Source organism: Pseudomonas sp. PsB (assembly GCF_043658375.1).
Lineage (GTDB): Bacteria > Pseudomonadota > Gammaproteobacteria > Pseudomonadales > Pseudomonadaceae > Aquipseudomonas > Aquipseudomonas putida_Z.
Map to the genome: position 1 here is coordinate 1 of NZ_JBIGLU010000042.1, position 15,856 is coordinate 15,856.

Consider the following 15,856-nt stretch of genomic DNA (forward strand, 5'->3'; position numbering starts at 1 on the left):
GGAGCGGCCTTGTGTCGCGAAAGGGCCGCAACGCGGCCCCGGGATTGATGCGCAACAGTTGAAATTGCTGGGGCTGCTTTGCAGCCCTTTCGCGACACAAGGCCGCTCCCACAGGGATTGCGCCAACTTTCAGAATTTGAGCAAGACAGTTGCTCCCAGGTAAAGCATCAGGCTCGAGCCCTGTGATTACCCTGTGGGAGCCGGCTTGCCGGCGATGAGGCCCGTTCAGGCAAGCACATTCATCAATGCGCGCAGCGGCTGGTATCGCCTTGTTCCGCTGGTGCCTTGCGCGCCGCCGCCAGGATGGTCGCCAGCACGATCAGCGCAGCGCCAGCGGCCATGCGCAGGCTTGGCTGCTCACCGAACAACCACCAGGCGCCGATGATCGCGTACACCGGCTCCAGCGCGATGATCATGCCGGCCGTGCGCGCTTCCAGGCCTTCCAGGCTCTTGACGAACAGGAACTGCGACAGCCCGGTGCAGAACACGCCCAACAGCGCCAGGTTGACCCAGTCACTGCCAGCCAGGCTGGTGTTGCCCAGGTGAGTGAAGGCAAACGGCGCCACCAGCGCAGCCACCACCACGTTCTGCCAGAACGCCACCTGCATCGCGTTCATGCTCGAGCCGTTGCGGCGGTTGGCCACGGTCAGCAGGGCGAACGCCAGGCCCGAACCCAGGCCCCAGAGCAGGCCGACGGTGCCTTTGTCGAGCAGGTCGAAGGTCGGTACCACCAACACCAGACCGGCCGTGACCATCATCAGCAGCAAACCTTGCACGGCACCGATACGCTGGCCGAACACGCCGCGCTCGATCATGGCGATGAACGCCGGGAAGCTGGCGAAGCCCAGGGTGGCCACGGCCACGCCGCCAACCTTCACGGCGATGAAGAAGGTTACCCAGTGGGCAGCCAGCAGGGCGCCGGTCAGGCCCAGCACCGGCAGGTTGCGCAGGGTGAGGGCGTCGAGCAGGCGCGTGCCCTTGAGCCCGGCGACGAAGCCCAGGGCGATGAAGGCGAAGGTGGCGCGGCCGAATGTGATGATGCTGGCGTCGGCCTCGATCAGGTGACCGAGGATACCGGTCAGGCCGAACAGCACAGCGGCGATATGGGCAACGCACAGGGCGTTACGGTGGCCGGTGGCAGCACCGGCTACGGGGATTGAAGTCGCGATCATGGCAGTCAAGTCTTCACAATGTGGCGCGCGCAAACACTCCCGGCTGGCGCGGCGCGGGTCTCTGATACTGGGAGTTTTATCGTTATGAGCCCGGACGAACTGCCCGGTGCAAAAAGGCGCCACAGCGTTGGAATTGTGAAGCGAGGCTGTTTTACTCGCGAATACCGCACCGATCAGCCCACGGCGCGGGGCTGGTCGATGTGTGTATTATTTTTGTAGACACAGTTCTGAAGCCGATCGCGGGCGACGTGTGCTTGTCTGATCGCGACATCGGTTGTTGCCTTGCTGCGCCGCGTCACTCGTCGCCGTAGTTCATGATCGACAACAGGCGGATGGGCACCTGCACCAGCTGCTCGGGGCCGTGCGGGGTCTCGCCGTCGAAGGTCAGGCTGTCGCCGGCCCGCATGTGATAGAGCTGGTTGCCGTGGCGGTACACCAGTTCACCCTCCAGCAAGTGGAGGAACTCGGTGCCGGGGTGGGCGAAGGTCGGGAACTCTTCGCTGGCGTCGTCCATGGTCACCATGTACGCCTCGAAGTTCTTCTTCGGCCCCCTGGCGTGATTGAGCAAATGGTAGGTGTGGCCTTTCTCGGTACCGCGGCGCACCACCTCCAGCCCTTCACCGGCTTTCACCAACAAGGCATTGCCGTCGGGCTGGTCATATTGGCTGAACAGCTTGGCCATCGGCATGCCCAGCACATCGCACAGGCGGCTGAGGGTGTCGAGGCTGGTGGACACCTGGGCGTTCTCGATCTTGCTCAGCATGCCTTGGCTGATGCCGGCGATGCGCGCCACGTCGGCGAGCTTGAGGGACTGGGCCTGGCGCTGGCGCTTGATCTGCAGGCCCAGGTACTGCTCCAGGCGAAGGCGCGGTTCGGTTTCGGTTGGCATCGAATGTCCTGCACGGTTTCAGTTCAAGAATAAAGTTTTCGCACTGGGAAAGTGCGAAGTGCAGCTGCGGTGGCTGCATCTTTCCTCGGGTGAAAACAAGTTTCCCATAAATGGAGCATGGAAATCTGCTTGGGTTTTGTGCTGGCCGTACCGGCCTCTTCGCGGGCACGCCCGCTCCCACAGGCCCGCGAAGAGGCCCGAACAGGCAACACAAGGTTGCATCCTGAACAAAGTTGGCAAGCGCATTGCATTCCTGTGAGGAAAGTAAATTTCCCGTGTGGAATCATTGCCCCTTTCCCAGGAGTGTTCAACCCATGTTGCCAGCAGAAACCCAGCGCACCCTCGATCAGCACGGCATCAAGTACGTGCTGGCGCAGTTCGTCGATATCCATGGCTCGGCGAAGACCAAATCGGTGCCGGTCTCGGGCCTGAAGATGGTGGCCGAGGAGGGCGCCGGCTTTGCCGGGTTCGCCATCTGCGGCATGGGCATGGAACCGCACGGCCCCGACTTCATGGCCCGCGGCGACCTTTCCACCTTGATCCCGGTACCGTGGCAGCCGGGTTACGGCCGGGTGGTGTGTGTAGGCCACGTAAACGGCCAACCCTGGCCCTACGACAGCCGCTACGTGTTGCAGCAGCAGGTGCAGCGCCTGGCCGACAAAGGCTGGACCCTGAACACCGGCCTTGAGCCCGAGTTCAGCCTGTTCCGCCGCGACGAGGATGGCAAGCTGCAACTGGTGGACGCTTCCGACAACCTCGACAAGCCGTGCTACGACTACAAGGGCCTGTCGCGCTCGCGGCTGTTCCTCGAGCGCCTGACCGAGGCGTTGCAGCCGGTGGGTTTCGACATCTACCAGATCGACCACGAGGACGCCAACGGCCAGTTCGAGATCAACTACACCTACAGCGACGCCATGGAGTCGGCCGACCGCTTCACCTTCTTCCGCATGGCCGCCGGCGAGATCGCCAACGACCTGGGCATGATCTGCTCGTTCATGCCCAAGCCCGACCCCAAGCGCGCCGGCAATGGCATGCACTTCCACCTGTCGCTGGCCAGCAGCACCAACAAGAACCTGTTCCATGACCCGTCCGACAGCAGCGGCATGGGCCTGTCGAAGCTGGCCTACCACTTTGCCGCAGGCCTGTTGGCCCATGGCCCGGCGCTGTGCGCCTTCGCCGCGCCCACGGTCAACTCGTACAAGCGCCTGGTGGTCGGCCGCTCGCTTTCCGGCGCCACCTGGGCCCCGGCGTTTGTCGCCTACGGCGCCAACAACCGCTCGGCGATGGTGCGCATCCCCTATGGCCGCCTGGAGTTCCGCCTGCCGGACGCTGGCTGCAACCCATACTTGGTCACCGCCGCGATCATCGCTGCCGGCCTCGATGGCATCGACCGTCAGCTGGAGCCGGGCGAGATGTGCAACGAGAACCTCTACAACCTGAGCCTGGAAGAGATCGCCGCACGCGGCATCAAGACCTTGCCGCAGTCGTTGAAGGAAGCCGCCGACGCCCTGGAGGCCGACCCGCTGTTCCGCGAAGTGCTGGGCGCCGAGATCGTCGACGAGTTCATCAAGCTCAAGCGCATGGAGTGGGTGGAGTACTGCCGCCACGTCTCCGACTGGGAAATCCAGCGTTACACCGAATTCTTCTGACCGCCCCCAATCCCTTGGGCGGCCAGCACGAACGCGGTCGCCCACTGCCTAGTAAGGAGCATCACCATGTGTGGAATCGTAGGTCTGTACCTGAAAAAACCCGAGCTGGAAGCCCAGCTCGGCAAGCTCTTCGAACCCATGCTCGAAGCCATGACCGACCGTGGCCCGGACAGCGCCGGCTTTGCCATCTACGGCGACGAAGTGGCCGATGGCTGGGTCAAGCTGACCCTGCAGGCCACTGACATCAACTACCCCTGGGCGGCGCTGATGGGCCAGCTGGAAGGGCGCCTGGGCTGCTCGCTGGACTGGTTCCAGAACGCCAGCGCCGCCGTGCTCAAGGTGCACACCAACGAGGCATCGGCCCGCCAGGCTTTGAGCGAACTGGCCCCTGACGTGCGCATCATGAGCGCCGGGCAGAGCATCGAGATCCTCAAGGGCATGGGCCTGCCGGCGGAAATCTCCAGCCGCTTCGGCCTGGCCGGCATGAAAGGCAGCCACATCATCGGCCATACCCGCATGGCCACCGAAAGCGCCGTGACCATGGAAGGCAGCCACCCGTTCTCCACCGGCGCCGACCTGTGCCTGGTGCACAACGGCTCGCTGTCCAACCACTTCCGCCTGCGCCAGGAGCTCAAGCGCGAAGGCATCAGTTTCGAGACCGACAACGACACCGAAGTGGCCGCCGGCTACCTGACCTGGCGCCTGCAGCAGGGCGACAGCCTGGCCCAGGCCCTGGATGGCGCCCTGGAAGACCTGGACGGCTTCTTCACCTTCGCCATCGGCACCCGCAACGGCTTTGCCGTGATCCGCGACCCGATCGCCTGCAAGCCCGCCGTGCTGGCCGAGACCGACGACTACGTGGCCATGGCCTCGGAGTATCAGGCGCTGGCCAGCCTGCCGGGCATCGAGAACGCCAAGGTCTGGGAACCGGCCCCGGCCACCCTGTACGTCTGGGAACGCGAAAGCGCCTGACCTGCCACCGAACCACTGGAGAACCACATGAAGACGATCGACCTTTCCAGCACCTCGGTGCGTGTCCTCAACCAGTCCTTGCACGGTGAGGTGCAGGACCACGAATGGCGGGTGACCCACCCCGACGGCAAGCACAACCTGGCCGTGGGCATCAACGCCGCCGTGGCCGTGGATATCGAAGGCCACGCCGGCTACTACTGCGCCGGCATGAACCAGCAGGCCAGTGTCACCGTGCATGGCAACGTCGGTGTCGGCGTGGCCGAGAACATGATGTCCGGCTTGGTGCGGGTCAAGGGCAGCGCCTCCCAGGCCGCCGGCGCCACTGCCCATGGCGGGCTGCTGGTGATCGAGGGCGACGCTGGCGCGCGTTGCGGTATTTCCATGAAGGGCGTGGATATCGTCGTCGGCGGCAGCATCGGCCACATGAGCGGCTTCATGGGCCAGGCCGGGCGTTTGGTGGTGTGTGGCGATGCCGGCGATGCGCTGGGCGATTCGCTGTACGAGGTGCGCATCTACGTCAAGGGTTCGGTGCAGTCGCTGGGCTCGGACTGCATCGAGAAAGAGATGCGCGCCGAGCACCTGCAAGAGCTGCAGGAACTGCTGAACAAGGCCGGCCTGGAGCACAAGGCTGCCGATTTCAAACGCTACGGCTCGGCTCGCCAGCTGTACAACTTCAAAGTCGACAACGCCAGCGCGTACTGATCCAGGAGCATTCCCATGAACGAGCAATTCCCCCCGGTACTGCGTGAGTCGGCCACCTTCGACCGCCTGACCATCCAGGAAATCCAGCGTGCCGCCGAAACCGGCATCTACGACATCCGCGGCGGCGGCACCAAGCGCCGCGTGCCGCACTTCGACGACCTGCTGCTGCTGGGTGCCAGCGTGTCGCGCTACCCGCTGGAAGGCTACCGCGAAAAATGCGGCACCGATGTGCTGCTGGGCACCCGCTTCGCCAAGAAGCCGATCCACCTGAAAATTCCGGTGACCATCGCCGGCATGAGTTTCGGCGCGTTGTCGGCCAACGCCAAAGAGGCGCTGGGCCGTGGTGCGACCATCGCCGGCACCAGCACCACCACGGGCGACGGCGGCATGACCCCGGAAGAACGCGGCCAGTCGCAACACCTGGTGTACCAGTACCTGCCGTCGCGCTACGGCATGAACCCCGACGACCTGCGCAAGGCCGATGCCATCGAGATCGTCCTCGGCCAGGGTGCCAAGCCGGGCGGTGGCGGCATGCTGCTGGGCATGAAGGTGACCGAGCGCGTGGCCGGCATGCGCACCTTGCCGATCGGCGTCGACCAGCGCAGCGCCTGCCGCCACCCGGACTGGACCGGCCCGGATGACCTGGCGATCAAGATTGCCGAGATCCGCGAGATCACCGACTGGGAAAAACCCATCTACGTGAAGATCGGCGCCAGCCGCCCGTACTACGACGTAAAGCTGGCGGTGAAGGCCGGTGCCGATGTGATCGTGCTCGACGGCATGCAGGGCGGTACCGCCGCGACTCAGGAAGTGTTCATCGAACACGTCGGCATCCCGATCCTGCCGGCCATCCCGCAGGCAGTGCAGGCGCTGCAGGAAATGGGCATGCACCGCAAGGTGCAGCTGATCGTTTCCGGTGGTATTCGCAACGGTGCCGACGTGGCCAAGGCCATGGCCCTCGGGGCTGATGCGGTGGCCATTGGCACTGCGGCGCTGATCGCGCTGGGTGACAACCACCCGCGGCTGGATGCCGAACTGAAGAAGATCGGCTCGGCGGCCGGTTTCTATGACGACTGGCAGAACGGCCGCGACCCGGCCGGCATTACCACCCAGGACCCGGAACTGGCCAGGCGCCTGAACCCGGAGGAGGCCGGGCGCCGTCTGGCCAACTACCTGCGGGTGCTTGTGCTGGAGGCGCAGACCATGGCGCGGGCGTGTGGCAAGTCGCACTTGCACAACCTCGACCCGGAGGATCTGGTGGCATTGACCGTGGAGGCTGCGGCGATGGCGCGAGTGCCGTTGGCGGGGACCGCCTGGGTGCCGGGGCAGGCGCAGTACTGAGTAATTGGTAATTGGGGCCGCTTTGCGGCCCTTTCGCGACACAAGGCCGCTCCTACAGGGGACCGCGTATCGCCCCACTGTAGGAGCGGCCTTGTGTCGCGATGGGCTGCAAGGCAGCCCCAGGGCACCCCCACCATTCACACAGGAGTGACTCCATGAAGCACCTCACCCTCGCTGTAATGTTGTTAGCCCTGACCACCCGGGCCCACGCCGCCGACCCCACCCTGGACACCGGCAACACCGCCTGGATGATCTGCGCCGCGATGTTCGTGCTGATGATGTGCATCCCGGGCCTGGCACTGTTCTACGGTGGCATGGTGCGGGCCAAGAACTTCCTCTCGGTATTCACCCAGCTGTTCGCCGTTGCCGGGGTGATCGGCATTCTCTGGGTGCTGTTCGGCTACAGCCTGGTGGTAGACACCACCGGCATGGTCGAGGGGCAGTTGACCATCAACAGCTTCATCGGCGGGCTGGACAAGGCGCGTACCGCCGTGCATATCAACTCCGGTGTGGCAGCGCTGGCTGCGGCGTTGATGCTGGGCAAGCGCAAGGGCTACCCGCAGGTGGCCATGCCGCCGCACAACCTCGGTTTCACCCTGGTGGGCGCCGGGTTGCTGTGGGTGGGCTGGGCGATTCTGGGGGCGATCAAGCTGACCATCGGGCTGCGGGCCAGCCGGGAAGAGGAAGAACAGGGGCTGGACCTGGCGGAGCACAATGAGCGGGCCTACAACCTCTGATTGATGTGTTGCCTGTACCGGCCTCTTCGCGGGCTTGCTCGCTCCCACCGGGACACCACAGCCTTCGAGGCCGGTGACATCCTGTGGGAGCGGGCAAGCCCGCGAAGAGGCCGGCACTGGTTGAATCAGTGCCCCATGGCCACCTTGGCACTCATCTGCCGGCGACGGTAGGCGCTGTCACGGCTGGCCAGCCACCAGTACAGCGGCGAAGTAACCGCCAGCCCCACCAGCCACGACAGGTCCGCTCCGTTGATATGCTCGGAAATCGGCCCGACATATAGTGGCGTGTTCATGAACGGGATCTGCACCACGATGCCCACGGCATAGGCAATCAGCGCCTGCGGGTTGTAGCGCCCGTAGATGCCGCCATCGACCTGGAAGATCGACTGGATATCGTAGTCACCCTTGTGGATGGCATAGAAGTCGATCAGGTTGATCGCTGTCCACGGTACCAGTACCACCAGCAGCACCAGCACCATGTCGACGAAGTGGCCGATGAAGTCCGCCGAGGCGAACACCGCCACCACGCAGCAGGCCGTCAGTACTACCAGCGACAGCACGGCGCGGCTCTTGGCGGTGGGGATCCAGCGGTGGGCGAAGGTTTGCACCAGGGTGATGATCGACAGCACTGCGCCATACAGGTTGAGGGCGTTGTGGCTGATCACGCTGAGCAGGAACAGCACCAGCATGATCGGGCCGAGGGTACCGGTGGCCAGCTTGACCGCGTCCATGGTGTCCATGCCGGCCGGGATCGCCAGCACCGCCACGGCGCCGAAGATGAACGACAGGCTCGAACCCAGGGCCGAGCCCAGGTAGGTTGTCCAGAACGTCGAGCTGACCTTCACGTCCGCCGGCAGGTAGCGCGAGTAGTCCGACACGTAGGGTGCAAAGGCGATCTGCCACAGTGCCGCCAGCGACACGGTGGCCAGCCAGCCGGCCAGGTTGAAGCCGCCGCGGGTGAGGAAGTCGTCGCTCTGTACGTGGCTGAAGATGTAGCCGAAGCCTATCACGATGCCGATACCCAGCACCCAGGTGCCGATGCGGTTGAGCACGTGGATGAAGCGGTAGCCGATGATGCCGATGATGCCCGAGCCCAGCGCACCGATGACGATGCCCACCGGTACCGGCACGGCATCGACCACGCCGTGCAGCGACTTGCCGGCGAGGACGATGTTGGAGGCGAAGAAGCCGATGTACATGACCCCGGCGATCACCACCACCAGCAGCGCGCCGAGCGAGCCGAACTGGGCGCGGCTCTGGATCATCTGCGGGATGCCCATCTGCGGACCCTGGGCCGAGTGCAGCGCCATCAGTACGCCACCGACCAGGTGGCCGACCAGGATGGCGACGATGCCCCAGACCAGGTTCAGGTGGAACAGTTGCACGCCCAGGGCGCCGGTGACGATGGGCAGCGGCGCGATGTTGCCGCCGAACCACAGTGTGAACAGATCCCTTACCTTTCCATGGCGGTCTTGCGGGGGCACGTAGCCGATCGTGTGTTTTTCTATGAGGGGTGCCGAATTGGCTGCACTGGTCATGACTGACTCCAAGGCAAGGTAGGGCATCGGGAGCTGCCCGGGGGCGTGCCGGCGAAGGGCGACGCGTTCTTGTTGGAGCGATGATGCGGGGCGCGGGGATAACGAGAAATTAGTAAATATGTGCCCATAAACCTTAAAAAACCTAAGGCTGACAAAAGGTTAAGCGGGGGGCGGTAGCAAGGAGGGTGCCAGGGGGCGGGAGGGCTTGGGCTAGAGGGGCTGGCGGGGTGGCAGGGAGTTTGTGGTGGGCGGTGGTGGTGCGGTGTGCGCATTTTCAGGGCAGTTGAATGGTTGCCTGTGCCGGCCCTTTCGCGGGCTTGCCCGCTCCCACAGGTTCTGTGGTGCACCTGTGGGAGCGGGCGAGCCCGCGAAAGGGCCGGCACAGGCAACAACGCTACATCGGCAACAACCGATCCTGTATCACCTCTTTCATCACCAGGGTCGAACTCAACCGCTTCACATTGGGAATGCTGGTCAGCTGCTCGTCATACAGCTTCTGGAACGCCGGCAAATCCTTGGCCACCACATGCAGCAGGTAATCCGGGTCGCCAAACAGCCGCTGCGCCTCGACGATCTGCGGGATTTCGGCCAGCGCCGCTTCAAAGTCCGCTACCGGCTGGCGGGTGACTTCGCGCAGGGTCACGAACACCAGCGCGGCAAAGTTCAGCCCCAGGGCGCTCGGCGCCAAGCGGGCGTGATAGCCGAGAATCGCCCCTGATTCCTCCAGCGCCTTCAAGCGCCGATGGCAGGGCGACAGGCTGAGCCCCACACGGTCTGCCAACTCGGTCACCGATAGCCGACCGTCTTTTTGCAGTTCGGCAAGGATTTTTCGATCAGTCCTGTCCATCGAGAAGGATCTTCCAGTAATTGAGGTCTGTTGGGGAATATACGAAAGAAAATCCCTCGACGGAATCCGTAATCTTTCGTCATCCCAAAGCAGTGGAAAAAGGAAGATTCAGGTGGCTCTCAGTGTTCTGACGGCGTTCTGGGCCGTGTCGATGCTGTTCGTGATTACCCCGGGCGCGGACTGGGCCTATGCCATTTCGGCCGGCATGCGCGGGCGCTGGGTGATGCCCGCGGTGGCGGGGATGTTGTCGGGGCATTTCCTTGCGACCCTGGTGGTGGCGGCCGGGGTCGGCAGCCTGCTGGCCGGGCACCCGATGGCGCTGACCTTGCTGACCCTGGCGGGGTGTAGCTACCTGCTGTGGCTGGGTGGCAACCTGCTGCTGAGCCCGGCATTGCCGGCGGCCGGGCAGGATGGTGCGGGGGAGTCGGGGTCCCGCTGGGCATTGAAAGGGTTTTGCGTCAGTGGCCTGAACCCGAAAGTGTTCCTGCTGTTCCTGGCGTTGTTGCCGCAGTTCACCGACCCGCAGTCGAGCTGGCCGGTGCCGTTGCAGATCCTGCTGCTGGGCCTGGTGCACCTGTGCAGCTCGCTGGTGATCTACTCGCTGGTCGGTTATGGCGCCAAAGCCGTGCTGAGCACCCGGCCGGGGGCGGCGAAGCTGGTCGGGCGGGTGTCGGGGGTGGCGATGATCACGGTGGCCCTGGGCTTGATAGCGGGCCAGATCAGCTGACTCACTGGCCTGCGCTGGCCCTTGTAGGAGCGGCCTTGTGTCGCGATAGGGCTGCAAAGCAGCCCCAGGATTTCAGCGCAGGTGCACAAATCGCCGGGGCTGCTTTGCAGCCCTATCGCGACACAAGGCCGCTCCTACAGGTTGCCGCGTTAACCTGGCAGGCGAGAGCCAAGGGTAAAGACGACATGCATGGCCTCGGATAAACTCGCAGCACTTCAACGCACAACCAGGAAGTGCCCCATGCCCGAAACCACGCAACTGCTCACCTTCGCCCTGATCTGCCTCGGCATGGTCCTGACCCCAGGGCCGAACATGATCTACCTGATCTCCCGCTCGATCTGCCAGGGCCGCAAGGCCGGGCTGATTTCGTTGGGTGGTGTGGCCCTGGGCTTCGTCATCTACATGTTCTGCGCCGCGCTGGGCATCACCGCCCTGGTGATGGCCGTGCCTTTTGCCTACGACGCGCTGCGCATCGGTGGCGCGTTGTACCTGTTGTACCTGGCCTGGCAGGCCCTGCGCCCTGGTGGCCGCTCGCCGTTCCAGGTTCGCGACCTGCCTGCCGACAGCCCGCGGCGGCTGTTCACCATGGGCTTTGCCACCAGCCTGCTAAACCCCAAGATCGCCGTCATGTACCTGTCGTTGATGCCGCAGTTCATCGAGCCGGGGCATGGCAGCGTGCTGCTGCAGTCGCTGGTGCTGGGGGCGACGCAGATCGCCATCAGCGTTTCGGTCAATGCACTGATCGCGATCATGGCAGGGTCCATCGCCGTATTCCTCGCCGGTCGCCCGCTGTGGCAGCAGGTTCAGCGCTGGCTGATGGGGACGGTGCTGGCGGGCCTGGCCGTGCGCATGCTGGCCGAAGGGCGGCGTTGACCGCTAGGCCTCAGGCGGCGGCTCCTGGGGCAAGTACAAGGTAAAGGTGGTGCCCTGGCCCGGGACACTGTTCACCTGCACATCGCCCCCGGACTGCTTGGCAAAACCGAACACCTGCGACAGCCCGAGCCCGGTGCCTTCACCCGGTGCCTTGGTGGTGAAGAACGGGTCGAAGATGCGCTCCAACAGTTCGGCGGCAATGCCGACACCGCTGTCGCTCACCGAAATCGCCGCGAACTGGCCCGGCTGTGGCGCCTGGCCGCGCAGGGCGGGCAGGCGCTGGTCGGCCTGCAGGCGCAGCTGCAAGGTGCCTTCGCCGGCCATGGCATCGCGGCCGTTGAGCATCAGGTTGATTACCGCGGTTTCCAGCTGGTTGAGGTCGGCGCGGATATGGCAAGGCGCCTGCGGTAACTGCAGCTCGACCTGGATCCGCGCACCGGTGGCCGTGTCGAGCATGTCGGCCATGGCCTCCAGCCGTGGCCCGGCCTCGAACACTTGCGGGCTCAGGGCCTGGCGGCGGGCGAAGGCCAGCAACTGGCCGGTCAGCCTGGTACCGCGGTCGACGGTGTCGGACATGGTCTTGAGGTAGCGCTCGCGGCGCTGTGCTTCGAGGTTGGGGCGCTGCAGAAAATGCAGTGACGAGCGAATGATGGTCAGCAGGTTGTTGAAGTCATGGGCCACGCCGCCGGTCAGCTGGCCGATGGCTTCGAGCTTCTGGGCCTGGCGCAGCACGGCTTCTGTGTACAGCAACTGGCTGGTGCGTTCATCCACGCGCTGTTCGAGGGTGGCATTCAGCGCCTCCAGTGCCGCCATGGCCTCGCGCACTTCGGTGTGGGCCTGCACCCGCTGGACATGCGCCCAGGAGCGCTCGGTGACTTCGCTGATCAGCGCCTGTTCATAGTGGGTCCACTCCCGTGGCGCCTTGTCGTGGATGGCCATCAGCGCGGTCAGCCGGCCGCCTTTGATCAGGGGCATGCAAATGGTCGCGGTAATGCCGATGGCCTGGAAGGTGGCAGCTTCCTCGGGGGGCAGCTCGCTCAGGTTGTCCTGGATGACCAACGGCAGGCCACTGCGCAGGCGGCCGAGCGCCAGCTTGCCGAAGTCCTGCAAGCGATAGCGGCCCAACAGATGCGGCGAGCCGGGCGCCACGGCGTCACCGCAGATGGTGAAACCGTCTTCGTCGGGCTCCATCACCGCATAGGCGCAACTCGACAGTTGCAGGTGTTCGACCAGCATGCGCGTGGTAGTGGCAAGGATCTGGTCCGGGTCGGTGGCGTCGGCCACGGCACGGCCCAGGTCGTCGAGGAATTTCAGGCGCTGGTTGGCGAGCACGCTGGCGGTGGTTTCGGTGACTGTATCGAGCATGCCCAGCACCTTGCCGTCATGGTCGCGGATGGGGCTGTAGCAGAAGGTGAAATAGGCCCGTTCGGGGCTGCCGTTGCGGTCGATGACGAGCGGGAAGTCTTCGATGTACACCGCCTCGCCGGCCAGAGCGCGGTTGGCCATGTGGCCGATGTCGGCCCAGGCTTCCTGCCACACGGCGCGGAAGGGGATGCCCAATGCCGAGGGCTTTTGCCCGAGTATCTGCGAGAAGGCGTCGTTGTGCAGGGTGAGCAGGTCAGGGCCCCAGAGCACGGCTTGCGGGAAGCGCGAGGCCAGGCACAGGGACAGGCTGGTTTTCAGCGGGTCGGGCCAGTGCTGCAGCGGGCCCAGTGTGGTGGCGGCCCAATCGTGGTTGCGGATGCGCTCGGCCATCAGCCCGCCGCCGTCTAGCCATTTTGCCATGTGCTCTGCCGGTCCTTTTGCGTAAGGCCTTAAGGGTGCATCCAGAATAGACGTTTGGCGAGAATTTTTGGTGGCTGTACCGGCCTCTTCGCGGGCTTGCCCGCTCCTACAGGGATAGCACATTGCTCAAGCTTTGCGCCGTACAGGTGGGAGCGGGCAGGCCCGCGAAGAGGCCGGTACAGGCTAGCGAATGAAATGCACCTTGCCTGTGTCGTCATTGCCCATGTAGATGCCATAAACCCCGGCCTGCCGCTCGAGGATATAGCGCTCGAGAATTTGCCGGATTGCCGGGTAGTAGATCTCGTCCCACGGGATCTCGTCCGGTTCGAAGAACCTGTACTCCAGCGTTTCCACCCCGTACTGCCCGGTTTCCTCGGTGGCGATGGCGCGGAAGATGATGTAGACCTCGCTGATCTTCGGGACGCTGAAGATCGAGTACGGCGAGACGATTTCGGCACGTACGCCGCTTTCTTCCCAGACCTCGCGCAGGGCCGCCTGCTCGGTGGTTTCGCCGGCCTCCATGAACCCGGCCGGCAAGGTCCAGGTGCCGGGGCGCGGCGGGATGGCGCGCTGGCACAGCAGGTACTTGCCATCACGCTCAATGATGCAGCCGGCGATGATCTTCGGGTTGATGTAGTGGATGTAGCCGCAGCCGGTGCAGTGCAGGCGTTCGTGGGTGTCGCCTGTGGGAACGCCCCGGGCCAGTTCCGTGGTGCAGTGCGGGCAGTAGCGCGGGGCGTTGGGCATGATCGGTGGCCTGTGGGTGGCTTATATGCGTGGGTCCTTCAAGGCCAGGGGCTCGACCATCTCGCGCACCTTGACGTTGTCATCCTGCTTCTGGCGCAGGTAGTCCAGGGCCACCTTGGCGGCGGCGCGGACGTGGTCGACCGAGGCCTGGTGGGCAACCAGCGGGTCGCCGCTCTTGATCGCCTCGACGATCTTTTCCATTTCGCGGTTGCTGGCGCCGCGGCGGTTCTCCTGCGACACCGAGGTGGCGCGCAGGTAGCTGATGCGCGCCTGCAACTGGCGCAGCTGCTGGGCCGCCACCTGGTTGCCGGAGCCTTCCAGCAGCACATCGTAGAAGCCTTGTACAGAGTCCAGCACCTGTTGCAGTTCGCCTTCCTCGAGGGCTTCGCGGTTGACCTCCAGCGCGCGTTCCAGGGCGCGGATGTCCTTGGCCTTGGCGTTGAGGGTGAACAGCTGCACGATCAGGCCTTCGAGCACGCAGCGCAGCTCGTAGATGTCGCGGGCGTCCTCCAGGGTGATGATGGCCACGCGCGGGCCCTTGGCGTCGGCGAATTCCACCAGGCCTTCGGATTCCAGGTGGCGCAGGGCTTCACGCACCGAGGTGCGGCTGACGCCGAGGCGGTCGCAGAGGTCGCGCTCGACCAGGCGGTCGCCTGGCAGCAGGTGGAAGTTCATGATCGCGGCGCGCAGCTTGTCGAGCACGATTTCGCGCAGGGTAACGGGGTTGCGGTTGACCTTGAAGCTGTCGTCGAGTGGCTGGCGTTTCATCAAGTGCGCTCTTAAAGAGGCTGCCCGGCCGCAACCGCAACAGCACCACGAACCTTGGGTGCTCCTTGCGTGGGTTCGAACAGCCCGGTGTTAACGGGTTGACTCCGCATCGGCTTCAGCGAACGCTTCGCGGGCCAGGCGGAAACTGTCCACCGCCGCGGGCACGCCGCAATAAATGCCGACCTGGAGCAGGATCTCGCGAATCTGTTCACGGCTCAGGCCATTACGCAAGGCGCCGCGAATGTGCAGCTTGAGCTCGTGGGGCCGGTTGAGCGCGGAAATCATGGCCAAGTTTATCATGCTGCGCTCTTTGAGCGACAAGCCTTCGCGGCCCCAGACGTGGCCCCAGCAGTATTCGGTGACCAGCTCCTGCAACGGCTTGGTGAAGTCGTCGGCGTTCTGGATCGAGCGGTTGACGTAGTCCTCGCCCAGCACCTGGGTGCGGATCTGCAGGCCTTTTTCGTACTTTTCATTGCTCATGTGCAGTACTCCGGATCAAAACAGAGTCATCGGTGTTGGCTTCTTCGCGGGCTTGCCCGCTCCCACAGGGATTGCACAGGTGCTGAAACCTGCGCTGTACCTGTGGGAGCGGGCGAGCCCGCGAAGAAGCCAACGCGGTCTATCAACCCAAGGGCGGCAGGGCGCCCAGCTTGCCCTTGTGGTAGACCATCGGGGTCACCGGCTCGGCCGGCAGCACCAGGTTCTTCACCGCGCCGACGATGATCGCGTGGTCACCGCCGTCGTACTCGCGCCACAGTTCGCACTCGATGATCGCCGTGGCCTTGGCCAGCAGCGGGTTGCCCAGCTCGCTCAGGTGCCAGTCGATGCCTTTGGCCTTGTCCTTGCCCTTGCCGGCGAAGGCATAGGCCTCGGCGGTCTGGTCGGCGGACAGCAGGTGAATCGCGAACTGCTTGCTGTCACGCAGGATGGGGTAGGTGTCGGAGGCGTAGTTGGGGCAGAACAGCACCAGCGCCGGGTCGATCGACAGCGCGCTGAACGCGCTGGCGGTGATGCCGACGATGCCACCGTCGGCGTCGAGGGTGGTGACCACCGTGACGCCGGACGGGAAGGAGCCCATCACGTCTTTGTAGATGCCTGGTTCGATCATC

General features: G+C 64.5%; 15 protein-coding genes and 1 pseudogene. 7 read left to right on the plus strand and 9 right to left on the minus strand.

The features are described 5' to 3' along the window. Nucleotides 1-242: 242 nt before the first annotated feature. Entirely contained in the window at nucleotides 243-1,172 is a 930-nt protein-coding gene (locus ACGLHT_RS26685; RefSeq protein ID WP_085692780.1) for a DMT family transporter, read from the minus strand. A 295-nt stretch (nucleotides 1,173-1,467) separates the two neighbouring features. Further along, nucleotides 1,468-2,061, minus strand: coding sequence for a cupin domain-containing protein (locus ACGLHT_RS26690; protein WP_075044957.1), 594 nt, complete (start codon nucleotides 2,059-2,061; stop codon nucleotides 1,468-1,470). Nucleotides 2,062-2,375: 314 nt separating this feature from the next. Between ACGLHT_RS26690 and glnT the strand changes: the two genes are divergently transcribed. The 5 genes and pseudogenes from glnT to ACGLHT_RS26715 all read left to right on the plus strand — a co-directional run. Next, nucleotides 2,376-3,710 (plus strand): type III glutamate--ammonia ligase, encoded by a 1,335-nt coding sequence (gene glnT / locus ACGLHT_RS26695; RefSeq protein WP_015270738.1) that lies wholly within the window; start codon nucleotides 2,376-2,378, stop codon nucleotides 3,708-3,710. A gap of 66 nt (nucleotides 3,711-3,776) precedes the next feature. After that, on the plus strand, nucleotides 3,777-4,682 hold the full coding sequence (locus ACGLHT_RS26700) for a glutamine amidotransferase family protein (protein WP_025338782.1): 906 nt from the start codon (nucleotides 3,777-3,779) through the stop codon (nucleotides 4,680-4,682). 27 nt (nucleotides 4,683-4,709) lie between these two features. After that, nucleotides 4,710-5,384 carry a protein glxC gene (locus ACGLHT_RS26705; RefSeq protein WP_274120785.1) on the plus strand — a complete coding sequence of 225 codons (675 nt, stop codon included), beginning with the start codon at nucleotides 4,710-4,712 and terminating at the stop codon, nucleotides 5,382-5,384. Between the two features lie 15 nt (nucleotides 5,385-5,399). Then, nucleotides 5,400-6,725: an FMN-binding glutamate synthase family protein gene (locus ACGLHT_RS26710; protein WP_137163687.1), complete on the plus strand. Its 1,326-nt coding sequence runs from the start codon at nucleotides 5,400-5,402 to the stop codon at nucleotides 6,723-6,725. A 155-nt stretch (nucleotides 6,726-6,880) separates the two neighbouring features. Beyond that, nucleotides 6,881-7,354 (plus strand): annotated as a pseudogene (locus ACGLHT_RS26715) (hypothetical protein); the annotation flags it as partial. 233 nt (nucleotides 7,355-7,587) lie between these two features. On the opposite strand, the gene ACGLHT_RS26720 reads toward ACGLHT_RS26715, so the two are convergent. Beyond that, nucleotides 7,588-9,000 (minus strand): cytosine permease, encoded by a 1,413-nt coding sequence (locus tag ACGLHT_RS26720; protein WP_274120787.1) that lies wholly within the window; start codon nucleotides 8,998-9,000, stop codon nucleotides 7,588-7,590. 394 nt (nucleotides 9,001-9,394) lie between these two features. Beyond that, entirely contained in the window at nucleotides 9,395-9,847 is a 453-nt protein-coding gene (locus tag ACGLHT_RS26725; protein ID WP_015270735.1) for an Lrp/AsnC family transcriptional regulator, read from the minus strand. Nucleotides 9,848-9,959: 112 nt separating this feature from the next. On the opposite strand from ACGLHT_RS26725, the gene ACGLHT_RS26730 reads away from it, so the two are divergent. Next, on the plus strand, nucleotides 9,960-10,574 hold the full coding sequence (locus ACGLHT_RS26730) for a LysE family translocator (RefSeq protein ID WP_274120788.1): 615 nt from the start codon (nucleotides 9,960-9,962) through the stop codon (nucleotides 10,572-10,574). A gap of 240 nt (nucleotides 10,575-10,814) precedes the next feature. Next, entirely contained in the window at nucleotides 10,815-11,447 is a 633-nt protein-coding gene (locus ACGLHT_RS26735) for a LysE family translocator (RefSeq protein ID WP_137163689.1), read from the plus strand. Nucleotides 11,448-11,450: 3 nt separating this feature from the next. Here the strand turns inward: ACGLHT_RS26735 and ACGLHT_RS26740 are convergent, their stop codons facing one another. The 5 genes from ACGLHT_RS26740 to ACGLHT_RS26760 all read right to left on the minus strand — a co-directional run bounded on the left by ACGLHT_RS26740 (nucleotide 11,451) and on the right by ACGLHT_RS26760 (nucleotide 15,855). Continuing rightward, the gene (locus tag ACGLHT_RS26740; RefSeq protein WP_274120789.1) at nucleotides 11,451-13,232 is read right to left on the minus strand and encodes an ATP-binding protein; all 1,782 of its coding nucleotides are present in this window, start codon (nucleotides 13,230-13,232) and stop codon (nucleotides 11,451-11,453) included. Between the two features lie 183 nt (nucleotides 13,233-13,415). Then, nucleotides 13,416-13,979, minus strand: coding sequence for an NUDIX hydrolase (locus ACGLHT_RS26745; RefSeq protein WP_274120790.1), 564 nt, complete (start codon nucleotides 13,977-13,979; stop codon nucleotides 13,416-13,418). 21 nt (nucleotides 13,980-14,000) lie between these two features. Further along, nucleotides 14,001-14,747, minus strand: coding sequence for a GntR family transcriptional regulator (locus ACGLHT_RS26750; RefSeq protein ID WP_013973031.1), 747 nt, complete (start codon nucleotides 14,745-14,747; stop codon nucleotides 14,001-14,003). A gap of 90 nt (nucleotides 14,748-14,837) precedes the next feature. Continuing rightward, nucleotides 14,838-15,227, minus strand: a complete 390-nt coding sequence (locus ACGLHT_RS26755) for a carboxymuconolactone decarboxylase family protein (RefSeq protein WP_008100863.1) — start codon at nucleotides 15,225-15,227, stop codon at nucleotides 14,838-14,840. 142 nt (nucleotides 15,228-15,369) lie between these two features. After that, complete coding sequence (locus ACGLHT_RS26760; protein WP_003258675.1) at nucleotides 15,370-15,855, minus strand: flavin reductase family protein; 486 nt, start codon at nucleotides 15,853-15,855, stop codon at nucleotides 15,370-15,372. Nucleotide 15,856 lies beyond the last annotated feature (1 nt).

Excerpts from the sequence above, each read along its gene's own strand:
- ACGLHT_RS26685 (WP_085692780.1), bottom strand. The coding sequence starts at position 1,172 with ATGATCGCGACTTCAATCCCCGTAGCCGGTGCTGCCACCGGCCACCGT.
- ACGLHT_RS26690 (WP_075044957.1), bottom strand. The coding sequence starts at position 2,061 with ATGCCAACCGAAACCGAACCGCGCCTTCGCCTGGAGCAGTACCTGGGC.
- glnT (WP_015270738.1), top strand. The coding sequence starts at position 2,376 with ATGTTGCCAGCAGAAACCCAGCGCACCCTCGATCAGCACGGCATCAAG.
- ACGLHT_RS26700 (WP_025338782.1), top strand. The coding sequence starts at position 3,777 with ATGTGTGGAATCGTAGGTCTGTACCTGAAAAAACCCGAGCTGGAAGCC.
- ACGLHT_RS26705 (WP_274120785.1), top strand. The coding sequence starts at position 4,710 with ATGAAGACGATCGACCTTTCCAGCACCTCGGTGCGTGTCCTCAACCAG.
- ACGLHT_RS26710 (WP_137163687.1), top strand. The coding sequence starts at position 5,400 with ATGAACGAGCAATTCCCCCCGGTACTGCGTGAGTCGGCCACCTTCGAC.
- ACGLHT_RS26720 (WP_274120787.1), bottom strand. The coding sequence starts at position 9,000 with ATGACCAGTGCAGCCAATTCGGCACCCCTCATAGAAAAACACACGATC.
- ACGLHT_RS26725 (WP_015270735.1), bottom strand. The coding sequence starts at position 9,847 with ATGGACAGGACTGATCGAAAAATCCTTGCCGAACTGCAAAAAGACGGT.
- ACGLHT_RS26735 (WP_137163689.1), top strand. The coding sequence starts at position 10,815 with ATGCCCGAAACCACGCAACTGCTCACCTTCGCCCTGATCTGCCTCGGC.
- ACGLHT_RS26740 (WP_274120789.1), bottom strand. The coding sequence starts at position 13,232 with ATGGCAAAATGGCTAGACGGCGGCGGGCTGATGGCCGAGCGCATCCGC.
- ACGLHT_RS26745 (WP_274120790.1), bottom strand. The coding sequence starts at position 13,979 with ATGCCCAACGCCCCGCGCTACTGCCCGCACTGCACCACGGAACTGGCC.
- ACGLHT_RS26750 (WP_013973031.1), bottom strand. The coding sequence starts at position 14,747 with ATGAAACGCCAGCCACTCGACGACAGCTTCAAGGTCAACCGCAACCCC.
- ACGLHT_RS26755 (WP_008100863.1), bottom strand. The coding sequence starts at position 15,227 with ATGAGCAATGAAAAGTACGAAAAAGGCCTGCAGATCCGCACCCAGGTG.
- ACGLHT_RS26760 (WP_003258675.1), bottom strand. The coding sequence starts at position 15,855 with ATGATCGAACCAGGCATCTACAAAGACGTGATGGGCTCCTTCCCGTCC.